The sequence below is a fragment of the Clostridium neuense genome (genome assembly GCF_045310695.1).
Lineage (GTDB): Bacteria > Bacillota > Clostridia > Clostridiales > Clostridiaceae > Clostridium_S > Clostridium_S neuense.
This window is the reverse complement of sequence record NZ_JBJIAA010000012.1, coordinates 1-17,835: the sequence shown is the minus strand read 5'-3', so window position 1 is coordinate 17,835 and position 17,835 is coordinate 1. Positions and strand designations below refer to the sequence as shown.

Sequence of the window (17,835 nt, the reverse complement as noted above, 5' to 3'; positions counted from 1 at the left end):
AACATTTTACTTTATATAATACAATTTAGCTTTTTAAAAACTATATATCTGAAAAGTCTTTTATATTTATTTTAACACATATTTAAGTATTGGAAAATAAGAAAGTGAAAGTAATTTTTAGTACTTTCACTTTCTTATTATTATCTTAATTCTGCACCAATTAAATGCTTAAGGGTATTTACGATCTTATTATGAACTTTTTCAACTTCTTTTTCTGTAAGAGTTTTATTTTTATCTCTATAAGTAATTGAATATGCTACACTCTTTTTGCCTTCTGGAACCTGCTTACCTTTATAGACATCAAATAGTTTATAACTTTCAAGTATACTGCTTCCCTGTCTTTTAATTATATCTTCTATTTGCTGTACTAGTATATTCTCATCAACTATAACTGCCATATCTCTTGTTACTGCTGGAAATTTAGGAATTGGTTCATATTCTTTTTTAGTTGCTGCATTTTCTATGAGTTCATCAAGATTTAATTCTGCTATATAACATCTTTCCTCAACTTCATAATTTTCAGCTACATCTGGATGTATTTCTCCTATAACACCAAGACATTTATTTTTAAGCATAACTAAAGCAGTTTTACCTGGATGGAAGGTTGGGTTTTCACTTTCTCTAACATACGCTACATTTTTTATTCCAAGTATTTCTAGCAAGTTTTCAATTATACCCTTTAAATCAAAATAATCTACGCCGCCATACATTCCTACAGTTATAACATTTTTTTCTTCTGGAATTTTCCCCTCACCTGAAGCTGGTATATAAACTTTTCCAATTTCAAACAACCTTGCAAATTCATTATTTCTGCTGTAATTTCTCTGAAGACATTCCATCATTGAATGCAGAGTAGTTGTTCTCATTACACTAAAATCTTCTCCCAATGGATTTCTTATTTTAACAACATTTCTAAGTTCACTATCTTTGGGAAGAAGAATCTTATCAAAGACCTTAGGACTTATAAATGAATAGCTTATGGACTCGTTTAATCCTGAAGCAAGTAAACTTTCAACAGCCATATCTTTTATTACTTGCTTCCTGCTCTTTCCCATTCTTATACTTGGCGATTGTATAACTGTAGATTCAATAACATTATAGCCATATATTCTGGCAATTTCTTCTGCAATATCTTCTCTTATATTTATATCATTTCTAAAGGTTGGAGATAAAACTTTTAATGTATCACCATTTATTTCAGTATCAAGCTCTAATCTATCCAAGTAACCTTTCATTTCTTCCTTTGAAAGCTTTGTTCCTAAAAATTCATTTACCCAATTATAGTTTACTTCAACATAATTCTCAGTAACTTTTTCAGGATATACATCAATAACCCCTTCTTCAATTTCACCTGCATTAAGTTCCTGTATTAAATTGCAAGCTCTATTTAAAGCTTCCATACAAAGATTAGGATCAAGATCTTTTTCATATCTTCCAGAAGCTTCAGTTCTAAGTGCTAATTTCTGAGAAGATATTCTTATATTAGTCCCATCAAAATTAGCCGATTCAAATATTATTTCCTTTGTATCTTCTGTTACCTCTGAATTTAGTCCTCCCATTATTCCTGCAATAGCAACGCTTTTATCTCCATTTTTTATCATAAGCTGGTTTTCAGTTAAAGTTCTTTCTGTTCCATCTAAAGTTGTGAATTTTTCATCAGCTTTAGCTCTTTCAACTACTATTTTATTTGAACTTATCATTCTCTTATCAAAAGCATGCATTGGCTGACCAAGTTCAATCATAACAAAATTAGTTATATCAACTATGTTATTTATTGGTCTTACACCGGCAAGATTAAGTCTTTCCTGCATCCAAGCTGGTGAAGGCTCTATCTTTATATTTTTAACAATACGCGCCATATATCTTTTGCAAAGTTTATCCTTAACTTCAACAGTTAATTCATCTTTAATGTTATTTCCTTTAGCTTCAGTAAAATCAAATTTAGGCTTTCTATATTTAGTATTAAGTGTTGCAGCTGTTTCCCTAGCCATTCCAACAATACTTAAACAATCTGGTCTATTTGAAGTTATTTCAAAATCTAAAACTGGATTGTCTAGTCCAAGAACTTCTTTTATATCCTTTCCTACTTCAGTATCTTTATCCAAAATCATAAGTCCATGTACTGGATGTTCTTCTGTAACTCCAATTTCCTCTGCCGAACACATCATTCCATTGGATAATACTCCTCTTAATTTACCTTTTTTTATTTTAACTCCTCCTGGAAGTGTTGATCCATGAAGCGCTACAGGTACTATATCTCCTTCTGCCATATTATTAGCTCCTGTAACTATTTGTATTGGTTCCTCTTTTCCAACTTCAACTTGACATATAACTAGCTTTTCTGCATCTGGATGAGGTTCTATTTTAAGTAATTTTCCAGTAACTACATTTTGTATTTCCTCTCCACTTGTTATTACTTCTTCAAGTTTTGAACCTGAGAGTGTAAGCATATCTCCAAGTTCTTTTGCATTTATATCAATATCTACATAATCTTTAAGCCATATATAAGGTACTTTCATCTTTTAATCCTCCTCTAAAATTGATCCAAAAATCTCATATCACTTTCATAAAGCTGTCTTATATCATCAATATAGTGATCAAGCATAACCATTCTATCAAGTCCCAAGCCAAATGCGAAGCCGCTGTAAACTTCAGGATCTATTCCACAGTTTCTTAAAACATTAGGATGTACCATACCGCAGCCCCAAAGCTCTATCCATCCTTCTCCTTTGCAAACACTACAGCCTTTTCCACCACACGCAAAGCATGTAACATCAGACTCAGCAGATGGTTCAGTGAATGGAAAATGATGTGGTCTAAATTTCATTTTTGTATTTTCTCCAAACATTCTCTTTGCAAACATTTCAAGAGTTCCTTTTAAATCAGAAAATCTAATCCCCTTATCTATAACCAAGCCTTCAACTTGATAAAATATTGGTGAGTGGGTTGCATCTGCAGCATCAGAACGATAAACCTTTCCAGGTGAAATCATTTTTATAGGAGGTTTCTGATTAAGCATAGTTCTTACTTGCACCGGTGAAGTTTGAGTTCTTAAAACTACATCATCATTTATGTAAAATGTATCCTGCTCTCCTCTTGCTGGATGATTCTTAGGTATGTTCAGCATTTCAAAATTATACTTATCATATTCTACTTCTGGACCTTCTTCTATTACAAAGCCCATATCCATAAATATACTTTCAATTGCTCTTAAGGTTAAATCCGTTGGGTGTCTATGCCCTATAAACTTTTTTTTACCCGGCATAGATATATCTATAACTTCATCCTTCAACTTATTTTCTTTTTCCGCTTTTTTTATCTTATTTGAAGTTTCTGATATAAACTCTTCAAGGCTGCTCCTTACTTCATTAGCAATCTTTCCAATAACAGGTCTCTCCTCTGCGCTTAAACCTCCCATACCTCTAAGTATTTGAGTAAGCTCTCCCTTTTTCCCAAGATATTTTACTCTTATACTTTCAATCTCAGTTTTACTAATAGCTTTTTTTAGTTCTTCAAGAGCACTATTTTTTATTGCCTCTAATTTTTCTTTCATAAAATATTTTCTCCCTTCCTATACTTTTTAATTAAAATATAAAAAACCGCCCCTAATAAAAGGGACGGATTAACTCCGCGGTACCACCCAAATTGGATAAACCCACTTCATTTTCTAACGGAATAACCGCTGTTTGATACTCTATAAAATATTTCCCAAACAGAACTCCAGAGTGAACTTCAAAATAAAAATCGCTTAAAAAGACTTTCAGTCAGTGATCTTTTCTCCCTTAAAGCTGTTTTAAATCTACTCTCTCTATCAACATTTAATATATTTTAACTTTTAATATGTATTATAACACCAATTTTATATTTTTCAAGTTTTTTATTCAATTTTAATTTGTCTTACAGCTTCAAACATCATTATAGAGGCAGCAACCCCAACATTCAAGGATTCAGCATTTCCAGGCATAGGTATTTTAACGCTGATATCACTAAGTCCAAATATATCTTTACTTATACCATTGCCTTCATTTCCAACTGCAATTATAACTTTGCCCTTTAAATCTATATCATAAAAATTATACTCAGTATTTAAAGAACTTGTTATTAATTTAAATTCATTTTCTTTTAATTTTTTTACATTATTAAAATCAGAATCTTCAAAAATAATTGGAATTTTAAAGATAGACCCCATAGTTGATCTTAAAGTTTTATTGTTATATGTATCTACAGTACCTTTTGTAATTATCACTCCAAGTGCCCCTGATGCATTTGCACTTCTTATTATTGTTCCCATATTTCCAGGGTCCTGCACTTTATCTATGAGTATATAGAAACCATTCTTAATTTGCAAATTGCTTATCTTATTTTTAACTACAGCAACTATACCTTGAGGTGTTTCTGTACTAGATATAGTATTTAAAACACTTTCCGAAACCTCAAAACTTTTTGTAGTTTTATCTATTAAATTTTCGAATCCTAATCTTTGGAATTTTTCTTTTTGTTTCTCACAAATAAATACATACTTCACTTCAAAATTAGATTTAAGGGCTTCTTCTACAAATCTGAATCCCTCTATTAAGAAACTTTTATTCAAATCCCTATATTTTTTCTCTTTTAACTTCCTTACTTCTTTAATAAGATTATTTTCTTTGCTTTTTATTACTTCCATACTATCAAGCCCTTTTTAGTTTTATGGAGTTTTTATATATTTAGCAAAAATGCAGCCCTATGGCTGCACTCTAATTAAGCACTAATTTGCTTTTTTGCTATTTCAACTAACTCAGAAAAAGCTTTTGGATCATTTATAGCTATTTCTGAAAGCATTTTTCTATTCATGCCTATTCCAGCAAGTTTAATTCCATTCATAAATTTTGAATAAGAAAGACCATTTATTCTTGTAGCAGCATTAATTCTTGCTATCCAAAGTTTTCTAAAATCTCTCTTCTTTAATCTTCTTCCAACATAAGCATTTCTAAGTGCTCTTATAACTGTTTCATTTGCTGTTTTAAATAACTTGCTCTTGCCACCATAGTATCCTTTAGCAAGTTTTAATATTTTTTTATGATATTTACGAGCATTAACCGCTCTTTTAACTCTAGCCATTTAGTAAACCTCCTTAAAACCTTTCCTACTATAGGTATGGTAACAATTTTTTCATTGTTTTTTCTTGTGTTTCTGATACATAAGCTGTACTTCTTAAATTTCTCTTAGTTTTTGCAGATTTTTTTGTTAATATATGCTTTTTAAAAGCCTTAGCTCTTTTTAACTTTCCAGTACCAGTAAGCTTAAATCTCTTGGCAGCTGCTCTGTTAGTCTTCATTTTTGGCATAATGTAACTCCTCCTATTTCTATGCTTTTTTAGGTGCTAATACCATTGTCATATTTCTACCTTCTAATTTTGCTGGCTTTTCAATTACAGCATCTCCTCCAACTTTAGCAAAGAAGTTGTTTAAAATATCATTTCCTTTGAAGGCATAGTCATTTTGCCTTCCTTTAAAACGTACTGTAACCTTTACTTTATCTCCAGCCTTTAGGAACTTAGAAGCATTATTTGCTTTAATTTCAATATCATGTTCTTCAATAGTTGCACTTAATCTTATTTCCTTAATGTTGACTACTTTTTGGTTCTTCTTGTTTTCTTTTTCCTTTTTAGTTTGTTCATATACAAACTTACCAAAGTCCATTATTCTACAAACTGGAGGAACTGCAGTAGGCGATATAACTACTAAATCAAGTTCTTTTTCTTCTGCTATCTTCAAAGCATCACGTGTATTTATAACACCTAATTGTGAACCATCATCACCTATAACTCTAACTTGCTTTTCCCTTATTTCTCCATTTACAAGAAAATTTTTATTCTTACTTATAACTTTCACCTCCGAAAACTATGTAATATTAAAATATCAACATTAAAATAAAAACAGAGCGGTTAAAAAGCCGCTCTGTAATATACTAAATAATAATTAACATATATAACCTTACTAGCTGCGCTGCAAGGTGAGAAACGGCCAGTTCCTACTTAACACAAAACTTATTATATCATTAGTATTATATTTTGTCAAACATTATAGTGAATTTATTTTTTGTTTAACTTCCGCATTAATCTTGAATATAAAATCATCTAAGTTCATAGCTCCTAAATCGCCATCTTTTCTACTTCTGATAGCTACAGAGCCTTCTTTCATTTCCTTATCTCCAATTACAATCATATAAGGTATCTTTTGAAGTTGAGCTTCTCTTATCTTATATCCTATCTTTTCATTTCTTATATCCTTCTCAACTCTTATTCCTGCATCCTTAAGTTGAGCTACTACACGATCAACATAATCAATCTGTGTATCTGTTATATTAAGAACTCTAACTTGTACTGGTGCAAGCCATGTTGGGAATGCCCCTGCATAGTGTTCTATAAGTATTCCTATAAATCTTTCTATACTTCCAAATACAACTCTGTGAACCATAACTGGTCTATGCTTTTCACCATCAGCGCCAACATAGTTAAGATCAAATCTTTCAGGCATCTGTAAATCAAGTTGTATAGTACCGCACTGCCAAGTTCTTCCTATACAATCTTTCAAGTGAAAATCAATCTTAGGACCATAGAAAGCTCCATCTCCCTCATTCACTTTGTAATCAAGGTTTGCAGCCTTAAGGGCATTAATAAGACCATTTGTAGCTATTTCCCAATCTTCATCGCTTCCCATAGAATCTTCTGGTCTAGTTGAAAGCTCTACATAATATTCAAATCCAAACACTTTATAGAAAGAATCTATAAGCTTAACTACGCCTAATATTTCCTCTGTAATTTGCTCCCTTGTCATAAATATATGTGCATCATCCTGAGTAAAGCATCTTACTCTCATAAGTCCATGAAGTGCTCCTGACTTTTCATGTCTATGAACAAGTCCAAGTTCTCCAAGTTTTATTGGAAGTTCTCTATAGGAATGAATTGCATTTTTATAAACAAGAATCGACCCTGGACAGTTCATTGGCTTTATAGCATAATCCTCTTCATCAATTTTAGTAAAATACATATTTTCTTTATAATGATCCCAGTGTCCTGATTGATGCCATAATTCTTCATTTAAAATAATAGGAGTTCTTATTTCATCGTATCCTGCTTTAGTATGAACTTCTCTCCAATAGTTTTCAAGAATATTCCTCACAACCATTCCCTTTGGATGAAAGAATGGAAATCCAGGTCCCTCTTCATGTATACTAAATAGATCAAGTTCTTTTCCTATTTTTCTGTGATCTCTCTTTTTAGCTTCTTCAAGCATATTAAGATAAGCATCCAAATCCTCTTTTTTAGTAAATGCTGTTGCATAAATTCTCTGGAGCATTTTATTCTTTTCATTTCCTCTCCAGTAAGCACCTGCAACTGAAAGAATCTTAATAACTTTTACCTTTCCAGTAGATTCAACATGAGGACCAGCACAAAGATCTGTGAAATCATCCTGCTTATAAAAGGAAATCGTTTCTCCTTCTGGCAAATCCTTTATTAACTCAACCTTATAAGGTTCTCCCTTTTCTTCCATAAATTTTATTGCTTCTTCTCTTGGAAGTTCAAATCTTTCAAGTTTTATATTTTGTTTTATTATTCTTTCCATTTCTTTTTCTATTTTAGGAAACATTTCATCTGTAAACGAAAAATCAGCATCAAAATCATAATAAAATCCATCTGCTATTGCAGGTCCTATAGCTAATTTAACATCAGGATACAATCTTTTTATTGCCTGAGCAAGTATATGTGAAGCAGTATGTCTTAAAGTCCACTTTCCATCTTCATCATCAAAAGTTAATATTTCAAGTTCACTGTCTTTATTAATGGTTGTCATTAATTCATCCCTTTTACCATTAATTTTTACTGAAATTGCTTTTTTGTATAAACTAGGACTTATTGCTTTTGCAACTTCAGCAGCAGTAACAGGATTCTCAAATTCCATTACTTTTCCATCTTTAAGCGTTATTTTTATCATCCTTTTTCCTCCTATATCTCAATATATTTATTTTTACAAAAAAAATAAAGCACATCCCTATATGGGACGAGCTTACCGTGTTTCCACCCAACTTAAAGGTATATACTAATACATTAGTATTTTATGTATAACCTTTCACTCAAATCTATAACGCAGATATGCGAAAATGCTTACTAAATTCAGCATATAATTCTAAGGTGGTTTTCAACAATTCATATTAAAGAAATCTTTCAGCCATGGATTTCTATCTCTTTTAACTGTAATTTGTCTACTCTTCCTTATCATAATCTTTAACTATATAAATAACATCTAGATGTTAAGAGTATTATAATATAAAAATTATTATAAGTCAACGTCTTTTTCCAATCATTGTCTAATTAAGTTTCTTTTTAATTCCTTACACATTTTACAATCATCGCAGAAAAAAACTTTATTTTCAAACACATTCATTATAGTTTGAATAATTTCTTTGTTGGTGAAGCTTTCTCTACAATGTATAATAATTTTTTCAGGTGAAAGAGTTATTAAGCCGCTTATAAGCACATCATCCAAGTTTACTCCACTAACATTTACATCACATAGCTCATCTATCATTTTATTTTCAATGTTATTTCCATCCATATCCCTAAGCATATATTTTCCTTCTCTATCAACGTATATATTCAACTCATCAATTTTGCTATCCTGTATATCAACAAAATACTTTAGAAGCTTTATAAACTCATCATATTCTTTTTCAACCATATAATTTTCTATTATTTTATCTATAATGTTGCAAAAGTCTTTTTCTATATTCTTCATTCTAAAAGTTGTAAATCCATTTATATTTATTTCATCATTTTCCTTTATGCACTCGATAATCTTATTTACTATGCTATTTACCATATTAATATATGAAATATTGCTATCATTAATAGTTTCATAATTTAATATAATTCTACTGCATTTCTTACATACATCATCAATTTCATCAGGATTTAAAAAAAAGTAAGACTCTTTAACTAACTCTCTCAACTTATTCTTGCAAAAATCACCGGCAATATACTTATACAGTTCTTCAGCAAAATATATATAAAACTTACTTTTTATTTTTTCACTATAATCCTTATCACTACATATTATTTTAACATAATGCAAATCATTTTCTACACTTTCCGATATTCCAATAGCTACATTACTGCTTTCAAAAGTATACTTAATTTCATTTATGTTTTTTATTATATTATCCAATTTATCATCGTATACTACAGTTTCAAGAAGCATTTTCAGCACTCCTTTCGTAATGTTAGTATGTGTTTAAAATGCAAGTATATACGCCATTATTAAAAAAATTTATTTAGTTTGTGTCTAAATACTATTTATATTATAATTTTTCTAGAGGTGTTTAATTTGAAAAACGTAATTGTAGACTATAGAATAAAGGAAGAAGAAAAAATATCACTGTTAAAAATGGGCTATAATGTATTAACCACTCCTCCATGCAAAACCGTATATAATTCCATTTCAGGGCATCCTGATATTCAATTATGCATGCTTGATAACAGCACTGCTATTGTGCACAAAGATATGCCTTATGAATTTATTAGCACTCTTGAAGGCTTAAATTTAAATATTATAAAATCAAAAAACGATATTAAAGATAAATATCCGTACGATATAATTCTTAATGCTGTAAATTTAAAGAACTTTTTTATACATAATCTTAAATATACTGATGACAACCTTTATAAAAAAATTTCTTATAAATGCTTAATTAATGTAAAACAAGGTTATACAAAATGTTCTACAGCAGTAATAAGTGATACTGCTATAATTACCAATGACTCTGGAATATCACAAGCTGCAAGTAAAAATGGGTTAGATGTACTTTTTTTGCCTAAAGGTGATATTGATCTTACTGACTTTGATTATGGATTTATTGGAGGTACCTGCGGTCTTTTAGATCATAATACTATAGCATTTTATGGAAACTTAAAAAATTACAAATATGGGGATGAGGTGCTTTCTTTTATAAAAAAATATAACCTAACTCCACTTTATCTTAGCGATAGTAAATTAGTGGATAGAGGAAGTATACTATATTTCTAAAACAAAACCGATATGACATGAAGTCATACCGGCTTTTATTGACAAAATCATCTTAAATTTTTTATGGTTTTTAATTACTTTAAGCCATTTTCGTAGTTTTCAACCATTTTCTTAACCATTTGGCCTCCAACTGAACCATTTTCTCTTGAAGTAAGATCTCCATTATATCCTTCTTTAAGATTTACTCCAACTTCTCTTGCTGCTTCCATTTTAAATTTATCTAATCCTTCTCTTGCTTCAGGTACTAAGTTACTGTTTCTTGATGACATAGTTAATTCCTCCTCTTAATAAATATTTGTAATTTTCATTACGATATAAGTTTGCTCCATTTTAAGAAAAATACGCTATTAAATTAAATGAAGTATAACCAAGCTATGCCTATATACCAATATTTTTCAAGCAAAATTTAAATATACTATAAAAATAGCCTTTTAAACTTTATCTGAAAGGCTATTTTATTAAATCAAATGCTGTTTTTAATCAGCATATTTATTTATATACCATGTCTTTATTCTTTGAGTTAATACTACATAACTTAATAATGTTAGTGCTAATAAAGGATAATATAATATAGGCAATTTTATAAACCCAAAAGCACTTCCTAGCGGAGAATTAACTAAAAGCATACCAAAAGCCATAATTAAAACAGAAGTTATTATCAAAGGCTTGCTTGCCATACTTTGAATAAATGGCACTTTATTTGTTCTAATTATATGAATTATAAGTGTTTGAGTAAATAGTGATTCTAAAAACCAGCCCGTTTGAAATAAAGCTGGATTATTCCATGCCTTAAATACAAACAACATAATAAAATAAGTAGTATAATCGAATATTGAACTAATAGGACCTATATGAAAAATATATCTTTTAATTTCATCAACAGACCACTTTCTTGGTTTCTCAATCCATTCGTCATCAACTTTATCTGTTGGTATAGCAGTTTGAGATATATCATAAAGTAAATTATTTGTAAGCACTTGTATTGGCATCATAGGCAAAAACGGTACGAATATACTTGCTCCAATAACACTAAACATATTTCCGAAATTTGAACTTGCAGTCATTTTTATATACTTTACAATATTTCCAAATACTCTTCTTCCCTCAATAACTCCTTCTTCAAGTACTAAAAGGCTATTTTCAAGAAGTATTATATCCGAAGATTCCTTTGCAATATCCACAGCTGTATCTACTGAAATACCAACATCAGCTGCCTTAAGTGCTGGTGCATCATTTATTCCATCTCCCATAAAACCAACAACATGATTTTTGATCTTAAGCGCTTTTATGATTCTTTCTTTATGCATTGGAGAAAGTTTGGCAAATACAGTAGTTTTTTCTGCTGCATCAGCTAATTCTTCATCTGACATTTCATCAATATCACTCCCAAGTAAAATTGAATCAACAGGTAAATTCACTTCTTCGCAAATATTCTTTGTTACTATATCATTATCCCCTGTAAGTACTTTTACAGCAACACTATTCTTATGGAACCTTTCAATTGCTTCTCTTGATGTTTCCTTTGGTGGATCTAAAAATGCCATAAACCCAAGAAGAGTAAGATTACTTTCATCATGAGTTGAGTATTCCTTTTTGTAATTCTTTGAGTTTTTATATGCTACAGCTATAACTCTATATCCTTCTTTATTTAAATCTGTAACTATCCTCGTAATTTCTTCTGTCATCTTTCCTATAAAAGGCTCTGTACCCTCTTTTGTTTCATATTTATTGCATAAGCTTAAAATTTCTTCAACTGCACCTTTACAAATTAAAACATCTTCCATCCTCTTATTTCTAACAACTACAGACATTCTTTTTCTCATAAAATCAAATGGAATTTCATCGATTTTTTCATACTTATTTTCAATGTTAAAATCTTCTCCATCATCTCTGTGTTCAAGTATAGCTATATCCATAAGATTTTTTAAGCCTGTCTGATAGAAACTATTCATATATCCATATTTAAGTACTCTTTCACTTTCTTCGCCATATATATTTATATGCTTTTGTAAAACAACCCTGCCACAAGTTATTGTTCCCGTTTTATCTGTACATAATATATCCATAGCTCCAAAGTTTTGTATTGCATTTAACTTTTTTACTATAACCTTTTTTTTAGAGATTGATATGGCACCTTTTGATAAGTTTACAGTAACTATCATAGGAAGCATTTCTGGAGTTAATCCCACTGCAACTGAAATTGCAAACAAGAAAGCCTCCCACCAGTTTCCTTTAACTACTCCATTGATTAAAAATACAATTGGAGCTAAAACAAAAATTAATTTAATCATGAGCCATGTAAATTTGTTAACACCTTTGTCAAAGCTTGTCGCTTCTCTTTCTTCAGTAATTTTACTACTTAACTGTCCAAAATAAGTTTCACTCCCAGTCGTGGTAACAATTGCCATTGCTGTTCCACTTTCAACATTAGACCCCATAAAACACAACTTTGGATTTTCAAGGGGATTTTTATATTCGTCCTCTGTTAAAAACTTTTCCACCGGAAGCGATTCACCTGTAAGTGCAGATTGATTAATAAACAAATCTTTAGAAGTTAAAATTTCAACATCTGCTGGTATCATATCCCCTGATGACAAATGAACAATATCACCTGGGACTAACATTTTTAAAGGCACTTCTTTTTCTTCTCCATCTCTAATAACTGTAGCAGTTATATTTACCATTGCTTTAAGTTTTTCAGCAGAATTATCTGCCTTCATCTCTTGTACAAACTTTAAAACCACACCTAAAAGTACCATTGCACACATAACTAAAGCTGCCCTTAAATCTCCAGTAATATATGATATTAATGCAAGTACACCTAATAATATTACAAGAGGATTTTTTAAATTTTCAAAGAGTCTTTGAAATGACGATTTCTTTTTCTCAGTTCCTATTTCATTAAACCCATACTTCTGTAATCTGCTCTCAGCCTCTTGTTCTGATAAACCTTGTAAAGCTATATCAAATTTACTTATTATCTTTCTTAATTCCATAACGATAACCTCCTTCTCTTTAGATAAATCGTTTCAACTACACAAACTTATTCGTACCATAATGTCCAGGAAACGGCATTTTGGCACAAATAAGTTTGGAGTTTCAAATGATTTATCTCCAGGCATCGTTATTCTTGCGGCAGTTACTCACTAGAATAACGATAAAAATTTCTTTTTCAATTTTAAACTTATCTTCATCAGGACCATCTTCCATGAGTAACCACCTCCTTATCATATTTATACAAAAATAAAAATCTCCCCATCACAACGAATGAAGAGATTAAAAATCACAACAAAAAAAACATATTTTATGTTTACTTTCTCCATTCGTTGAGTTTTAGCACTACACAGCTTTGAGCATAAGCATTCATAACTAATATGAATGTAGTCAGCTACATTAAGTAAAACCTTAATTCGGTAGTACCTGCTGACCCATAGGCGTCTCTCGACATTTCTGGGCAGTAGCGTATATCCATGTAGTAACCTCACCTAACGAGATATTTAATTTTATTTCATTTAATATATTATTCCTTTTTACCCAACTTGTAAATACTTTTTTTAATTTACTACTATTAAATAACTCGATACTCTCATCAACAAATCAATCTATGCTGAAATTTTTTCACATCAAAATTAAATATTTCAAAAACAAATTGTATAAAAAATCCAACTAAAACTGCCATTATAATAGTTCCTGTTCCAGCAGAACCTCATAAAATTAAGCCAATTATAAGTGCAACCACTTCAATAAATGTCCTAATAGTACGAACTGACTTACCTGTTTTTTTCGTAACAACTATCATCAATCCATCTCTTGGACCTGCACCAAATCTTACTCCTAAACATATGTAATTTTCTTCACTGAACCATCTCAATTCTTGTTATCATTCTGCTTAATCTTTAAAATACATTTTCACCTGACTAATTACACTTTCGAATGTAGCTTCAAGCGTAAAGATATCGTTATGCATCGCTTCTTTTATTTTTATAACAGAAGAATTCTTTGCTTTAAAGTTAGAACATATATGTTCTATTTCTGGTACATCCCTTTCAGCATAAATTATAGATTTTTGTGGATCATCCTTAAAGTTAAATGCAGGCAGTTTTTCAATGGCTCCATTTATTTTTCCAAAGTATGCCTCCTTAACTCTATAACCTCTCATAATTTTTAATTTGTTTTGAGTTTCATCACCAAAAATCGGACTGATTGCAGGTGATATTCCTATAGAATAATCTGCACTACTTATTAACGCAAGTCTTCCTCCTAAAGAATGCCCAATAGCAACTACTCTTCCAAAATTTCTGCAAAATTCAATTGCAGCCTCTACATCTAATATACAGTTTTCGTCTAAACTTAAATTATGTTCACCATGACCTCTAAAATCAATAACGCAGGTTTTTAACCCAACTTCTGATATTCTATAAGCTAAACCTAGTTGTTCTTCCTTGCAGCCACCGTAACCATGAATTACAACTGCTGCTCCTTTTATAGTTGCCGGTGTTAAAGTTATACACGGCACTTTGAATCCATTACCTTCAATTGTTTCTCGTCTAATATCCATACTATGCTCCTCTATTTATATAAAAATTAATTTTCATCATATACTTTGATATCAAAGTATATTGTTAAAAAAATAAGCTTTTAAAAGTTATTATAAACCTTTTGTAATATTCTGCGAAATACTATCTTTTCTTCTTCTGAAATTCCTTTATATTCAATCATATAAAGTTCCTCAGAAATTTCTTTAAAACCTAGTTTTAACTCCTTTCCTTTTTCTGTTAAACATATAATACTAGATCTGTTATCATTAGGATCCTTTCTACTTGAAATATATCCAAGCACAATTAATTTATTGACTAAAGCAGTTACAGTAGACCTATCTCTATGAATAAGCTCTGCTATTTCAGTCATAGTTGCTTCCTCATATTTAAATAAAACAGCTAAAATATCTCCATGAGAAGGTGCAACATTTTTTAATCCTAATTCTTGTAACTTTTTTAATAGAAATTTATTAGCCTTATCTCTAATTCTTCCAATTAGATTTATTGTATTATCTGTATTCATAATCCATATTATACTTTGATATCAAAGTATTGTCAAATTAAAATTGCCTGCATACTAGATGCAGACAATTTTAGATATTTGGAGGCGCCACCCAGATTTGAACTGGGGGTAAAGGTTTTGCAGACCTCTGCCTTACCACTTGGCTATAGCGCCATTATTGGAGCGGAAGACGAGATTCGAACTCGCGACGTTCACCTTGGCAAGGTGACGCTCTACCACTGAGCCACTCCCGCAAAATGGTGGCCAGACCAGGAATCGAACCAGGGACACGAGGATTTTCAGTCCTCTGCTCTACCGACTGAGCTATCTGGCCATTCAATTTAATTGGCGACTTGGAAGGGGATCGAACCCTCGACCTCTGGCGTGACAGGCCAGCACTCTAACCAGCTGAGCTACCAAGCCGTAAAATTGTGGTGGGCACTACAGGGCTCGAACCTGTGACCCTCTGCTTGTAAGGCAGATGCTCTCCCAGCTGAGCTAAGCGCCCACAACTATACTCAACAATTATTCATTGCCAAGACAAGTAATATTATATATTACTTTTCCTGGCATGTCAATACTACTTTACTTGATTTTTCTCTTTTTTTCAATAAGTTCACCTATATCCTCATGTGTGAAAATATACCTTTGGTCACAAAAGTTACATAAAACCTCCTCTTGTTTACCCTCATTGTATATTTCCTCTAAATCCTTCATGCTTATACTCATAAGTGCTCTTTCTACCCTTTCCTTTGAGCAATCACATCTATATTCTGGCACTAAACTTTCATCTAATATTTTTAAATCCATCCCCTCAAATATAAATTCTAAAATTTCCTCAATGGATTTTCCAGAGCCTATAAGCTCGGTTATAGATGGTATTTCTTGCAATCTATAAGTTATTAAATCCGCTGCTAATTCATCTGCTCCTGGCATCATTTGTATTATAAATCCACCTGCGGCTTTTATAGATAAATCTTTATCTACTAAAACTCCCAATCCAACTGCCGAAGGTACTTGCTCAGAAGATGCGTAATAATAAGCAATATCATCACCAATTTCTCCTGTATAAATCGGAACCTGACCAACATATGGCTCCCTAAGTCCCATATCCCTGACTATACTGAGGTTGCCTTGCTTCCCAATTATGCCTGATACATCAAGTTTACCAAGCTTATTAGCTGGTAAATCAGCATTAGGATTTCCTATAAAGCCTTTAACGTGAGCATCGCTATAAGCTGTTACAGTTACGCCTTTAGCTATTCCCCCACCATTTATCTTTAATGTCAAAACATCCTTTTCTCCTTTAAGCATTGAGCCCATAAGAGAACCAGCTGTAAGCATCCTTCCAAGTGCCGCAGCCGCAGTAGGTGCACATTTATGTATAGCAACTCCTTTATTTACAAGTTCTGTTGTAATAGCCGCTGCTATTCTTACTTCACCATTTTTAGCAACAGCTCTTATTAATTTATCTGCCATAAAAAAACCTCCAATTTAGTTAATATTAATTACTCTTTTTTACTATATAAGTTATTCTTTCTGTGATATTACTTATATTTCTTTCTTCATAACAATCTACTTTCTTTATAACAGAAAGTCCTGCTTCATCTAAGTATCTTTCTAATTGTTCTTCAGTATAAGCTCTTTCTTGATGTTCTTCATCAAATCGCTCATAAGCATTACCTTCTTTCTTAATAAAAAACATTAAGTACATGCTTACAATATTATCTTCTAAGCTATTTTCCCATACATAAACTACATCGTCATTATCAAAATCAAAAGTATTATTTCCTAAGATTTTAGTTAATTTATAATATGAATTTACATCAAATACAAATAATCCCTCGTCTTCAAGCAACTCTTCAACCTGACTAAAGTAACTCTTTAAATCTCTTTCACTTGTTATGTAATTTGTTGAATCTAAACAACAAGTAATCAAATTAAATTTCATATTTAAATTTAGCTTAGATATATCTTGACAAATAAATCTTGCTCTAAATCCCTTATTTCTAAATTTTTCTTCTGCTTCACAAAGCATATCCTCTGAAATATCAACTGCCCATACATCTTTAAATTTTGTGCACATATTTTCTGTCAAATTACCTGTACCACAAGCAAGGTCAAGATATTTATCAAATTTTACTCCATAATTTGCACATGTGCTGTATATGTATTGAGCCCATTTTTCATAATCTATATCTGGATTTATAAGTTCATCATAAATGTGTGCAAAATCTTTATTATATTCCATAAAATCACCTTTCATAAAAACATTCCACTCTATATAATATAGGTTTTACACACAATAATCAAATATAATATTTAATTAATTTTTATCATAGTACTCGCTATTTAATATCTCATCGTTTTTAGGAATATTAAGCTTCTTTTTCATTTTTGTCATTATACCACCAATTCTTCCCGTCTCCTCTGATGTAAGAGCACTCCATCCAAGCTTATCAACTTTATCCTTAAGCCCTAATTCGGCTGCAATCTCATATTTCATCTTTTCTCTTTGCTCTTCAAGTGTTGTCAATTTTCTATTTGATTTTAATTTTGATTTAATAACTTTCTTTAGTGGTGTTTTCCCCATGTTGTTTACCTCCAAAATAATATATAATATATATTATTTTTCATGATTTAATATTTTATTCAAAATAAATATCCACCAGCTTAGCTGGTGGTTTTTCCTTAAGCCCTATAAGGGCACATTACCAGCATTATGCCTTAA

At 31.0% G+C, this 17,835-nt stretch carries 17 protein-coding genes, 5 tRNA genes, 1 riboswitch and 3 other annotated features; of the genes, 1 reads left to right on the top strand and 21 read right to left on the bottom strand.

All coding sequences use genetic code 11. The annotated features are described in order from the left end of the window. Window positions 1–140 precede the first annotated feature (140 nt). The 8 genes from pheT to ytxC all read right to left on the bottom strand — a co-directional run bounded on the left by pheT (window position 141) and on the right by ytxC (window position 9,239). Window positions 141–2,519: a phenylalanine--tRNA ligase subunit beta gene (gene pheT / locus ACJDT4_RS14810; protein WP_406788347.1), complete on the bottom strand. Its 2,379-nt coding sequence runs from the start codon at window positions 2,517–2,519 to the stop codon at window positions 141–143. Between the two features lie 14 nt (window positions 2,520–2,533). Next, window positions 2,534–3,553, bottom strand: coding sequence for a phenylalanine--tRNA ligase subunit alpha (pheS, locus tag ACJDT4_RS14805; protein WP_406788346.1), 1,020 nt, complete (start codon window positions 3,551–3,553; stop codon window positions 2,534–2,536). A gap of 57 nt (window positions 3,554–3,610) precedes the next feature. Beyond that, window positions 3,611–3,824: a binding site (T-box leader), on the bottom strand. A gap of 53 nt (window positions 3,825–3,877) precedes the next feature. Continuing rightward, on the bottom strand, window positions 3,878–4,666 hold the full coding sequence (locus ACJDT4_RS14800) for a TrmH family RNA methyltransferase (RefSeq protein ID WP_406788345.1): 789 nt from the start codon (window positions 4,664–4,666) through the stop codon (window positions 3,878–3,880). 74 nt (window positions 4,667–4,740) lie between these two features. After that, on the bottom strand, window positions 4,741–5,100 hold the full coding sequence (rplT, locus tag ACJDT4_RS14795) for a 50S ribosomal protein L20 (RefSeq protein WP_406788344.1): 360 nt from the start codon (window positions 5,098–5,100) through the stop codon (window positions 4,741–4,743). Between the two features lie 28 nt (window positions 5,101–5,128). Beyond that, window positions 5,129–5,326 (bottom strand): 50S ribosomal protein L35, encoded by a 198-nt coding sequence (gene rpmI, locus ACJDT4_RS14790; protein WP_406788343.1) that lies wholly within the window; start codon window positions 5,324–5,326, stop codon window positions 5,129–5,131. A gap of 19 nt (window positions 5,327–5,345) precedes the next feature. Further along, complete coding sequence (gene infC / locus ACJDT4_RS14785) at window positions 5,346–5,873, bottom strand: translation initiation factor IF-3 (protein WP_406788342.1); 528 nt, start codon at window positions 5,871–5,873, stop codon at window positions 5,346–5,348. 35 nt (window positions 5,874–5,908) lie between these two features. Next, window positions 5,909–6,024, bottom strand: a sequence feature (ribosomal protein L20 leader region). A 38-nt stretch (window positions 6,025–6,062) separates the two neighbouring features. Further along, the gene (gene thrS / locus ACJDT4_RS14780) at window positions 6,063–7,976 is read right to left on the bottom strand and encodes a threonine--tRNA ligase (RefSeq protein ID WP_406788341.1); all 1,914 of its coding nucleotides are present in this window, start codon (window positions 7,974–7,976) and stop codon (window positions 6,063–6,065) included. Window positions 7,977–8,035: 59 nt separating this feature from the next. Then, window positions 8,036–8,270: a binding site (T-box leader), on the bottom strand. A gap of 72 nt (window positions 8,271–8,342) precedes the next feature. Beyond that, entirely contained in the window at window positions 8,343–9,239 is an 897-nt protein-coding gene (gene ytxC, locus ACJDT4_RS14775; protein ID WP_406788340.1) for a putative sporulation protein YtxC, read from the bottom strand. A 126-nt stretch (window positions 9,240–9,365) separates the two neighbouring features. On the opposite strand from ytxC, the gene ACJDT4_RS14770 reads away from it, so the two are divergent. Further along, window positions 9,366–10,064 carry a DUF6873 family GME fold protein gene (locus tag ACJDT4_RS14770; RefSeq protein ID WP_406788339.1) on the top strand — a complete coding sequence of 233 codons (699 nt, stop codon included), beginning with the start codon at window positions 9,366–9,368 and terminating at the stop codon, window positions 10,062–10,064. 74 nt (window positions 10,065–10,138) lie between these two features. On the opposite strand, the gene ACJDT4_RS14765 is transcribed toward ACJDT4_RS14770, so the two are convergent. The 13 genes from ACJDT4_RS14765 to ACJDT4_RS14705 form a co-directional block, all read right to left on the bottom strand. Further along, on the bottom strand, window positions 10,139–10,333 hold the full coding sequence (locus ACJDT4_RS14765; protein WP_406788338.1) for an alpha/beta-type small acid-soluble spore protein: 195 nt from the start codon (window positions 10,331–10,333) through the stop codon (window positions 10,139–10,141). A 207-nt stretch (window positions 10,334–10,540) separates the two neighbouring features. After that, window positions 10,541–13,066 carry a magnesium-translocating P-type ATPase gene (gene mgtA, locus ACJDT4_RS14760; RefSeq protein WP_406788482.1) on the bottom strand — a complete coding sequence of 842 codons (2,526 nt, stop codon included), beginning with the start codon at window positions 13,064–13,066 and terminating at the stop codon, window positions 10,541–10,543. Window positions 13,067–13,374: 308 nt separating this feature from the next. Further along, window positions 13,375–13,564, bottom strand: a riboswitch (M-box (ykoK) riboswitch). A gap of 206 nt (window positions 13,565–13,770) precedes the next feature. Continuing rightward, window positions 13,771–13,935, bottom strand: coding sequence for a hypothetical protein (locus tag ACJDT4_RS14755; RefSeq protein ID WP_406788337.1), 165 nt, complete (start codon window positions 13,933–13,935; stop codon window positions 13,771–13,773). A gap of 18 nt (window positions 13,936–13,953) precedes the next feature. Further along, the gene (locus tag ACJDT4_RS14750) at window positions 13,954–14,622 is read right to left on the bottom strand and encodes an alpha/beta hydrolase (RefSeq protein ID WP_406788336.1); all 669 of its coding nucleotides are present in this window, start codon (window positions 14,620–14,622) and stop codon (window positions 13,954–13,956) included. A gap of 80 nt (window positions 14,623–14,702) precedes the next feature. Continuing rightward, window positions 14,703–15,125 (bottom strand): MarR family winged helix-turn-helix transcriptional regulator, encoded by a 423-nt coding sequence (locus ACJDT4_RS14745; RefSeq protein ID WP_406788335.1) that lies wholly within the window; start codon window positions 15,123–15,125, stop codon window positions 14,703–14,705. A gap of 79 nt (window positions 15,126–15,204) precedes the next feature. After that, window positions 15,205–15,278: transfer RNA gene (locus tag ACJDT4_RS14740), tRNA-Cys, on the bottom strand. A 5-nt stretch (window positions 15,279–15,283) separates the two neighbouring features. Beyond that, window positions 15,284–15,358: transfer RNA gene (locus tag ACJDT4_RS14735), tRNA-Gly, on the bottom strand. Window positions 15,359–15,362: 4 nt separating this feature from the next. Next, window positions 15,363–15,438, bottom strand: a tRNA-Phe gene (locus tag ACJDT4_RS14730). Window positions 15,439–15,450: 12 nt separating this feature from the next. Then, window positions 15,451–15,527 (bottom strand) — tRNA-Asp (locus ACJDT4_RS14725). A gap of 9 nt (window positions 15,528–15,536) precedes the next feature. After that, a tRNA-Val gene (locus tag ACJDT4_RS14720) sits at window positions 15,537–15,612 on the bottom strand. Window positions 15,613–15,689: 77 nt separating this feature from the next. Continuing rightward, on the bottom strand, window positions 15,690–16,583 hold the full coding sequence (gene hslO / locus ACJDT4_RS14715) for an Hsp33 family molecular chaperone HslO (RefSeq protein WP_406788334.1): 894 nt from the start codon (window positions 16,581–16,583) through the stop codon (window positions 15,690–15,692). A gap of 25 nt (window positions 16,584–16,608) precedes the next feature. Next, window positions 16,609–17,355, bottom strand: a complete 747-nt coding sequence (locus tag ACJDT4_RS14710) for a class I SAM-dependent DNA methyltransferase (protein ID WP_406788481.1) — start codon at window positions 17,353–17,355, stop codon at window positions 16,609–16,611. Between the two features lie 75 nt (window positions 17,356–17,430). Further along, on the bottom strand, window positions 17,431–17,697 hold the full coding sequence (locus tag ACJDT4_RS14705; protein ID WP_406788333.1) for an alpha/beta-type small acid-soluble spore protein: 267 nt from the start codon (window positions 17,695–17,697) through the stop codon (window positions 17,431–17,433). Window positions 17,698–17,835: the final 138 nt, after the last annotated feature.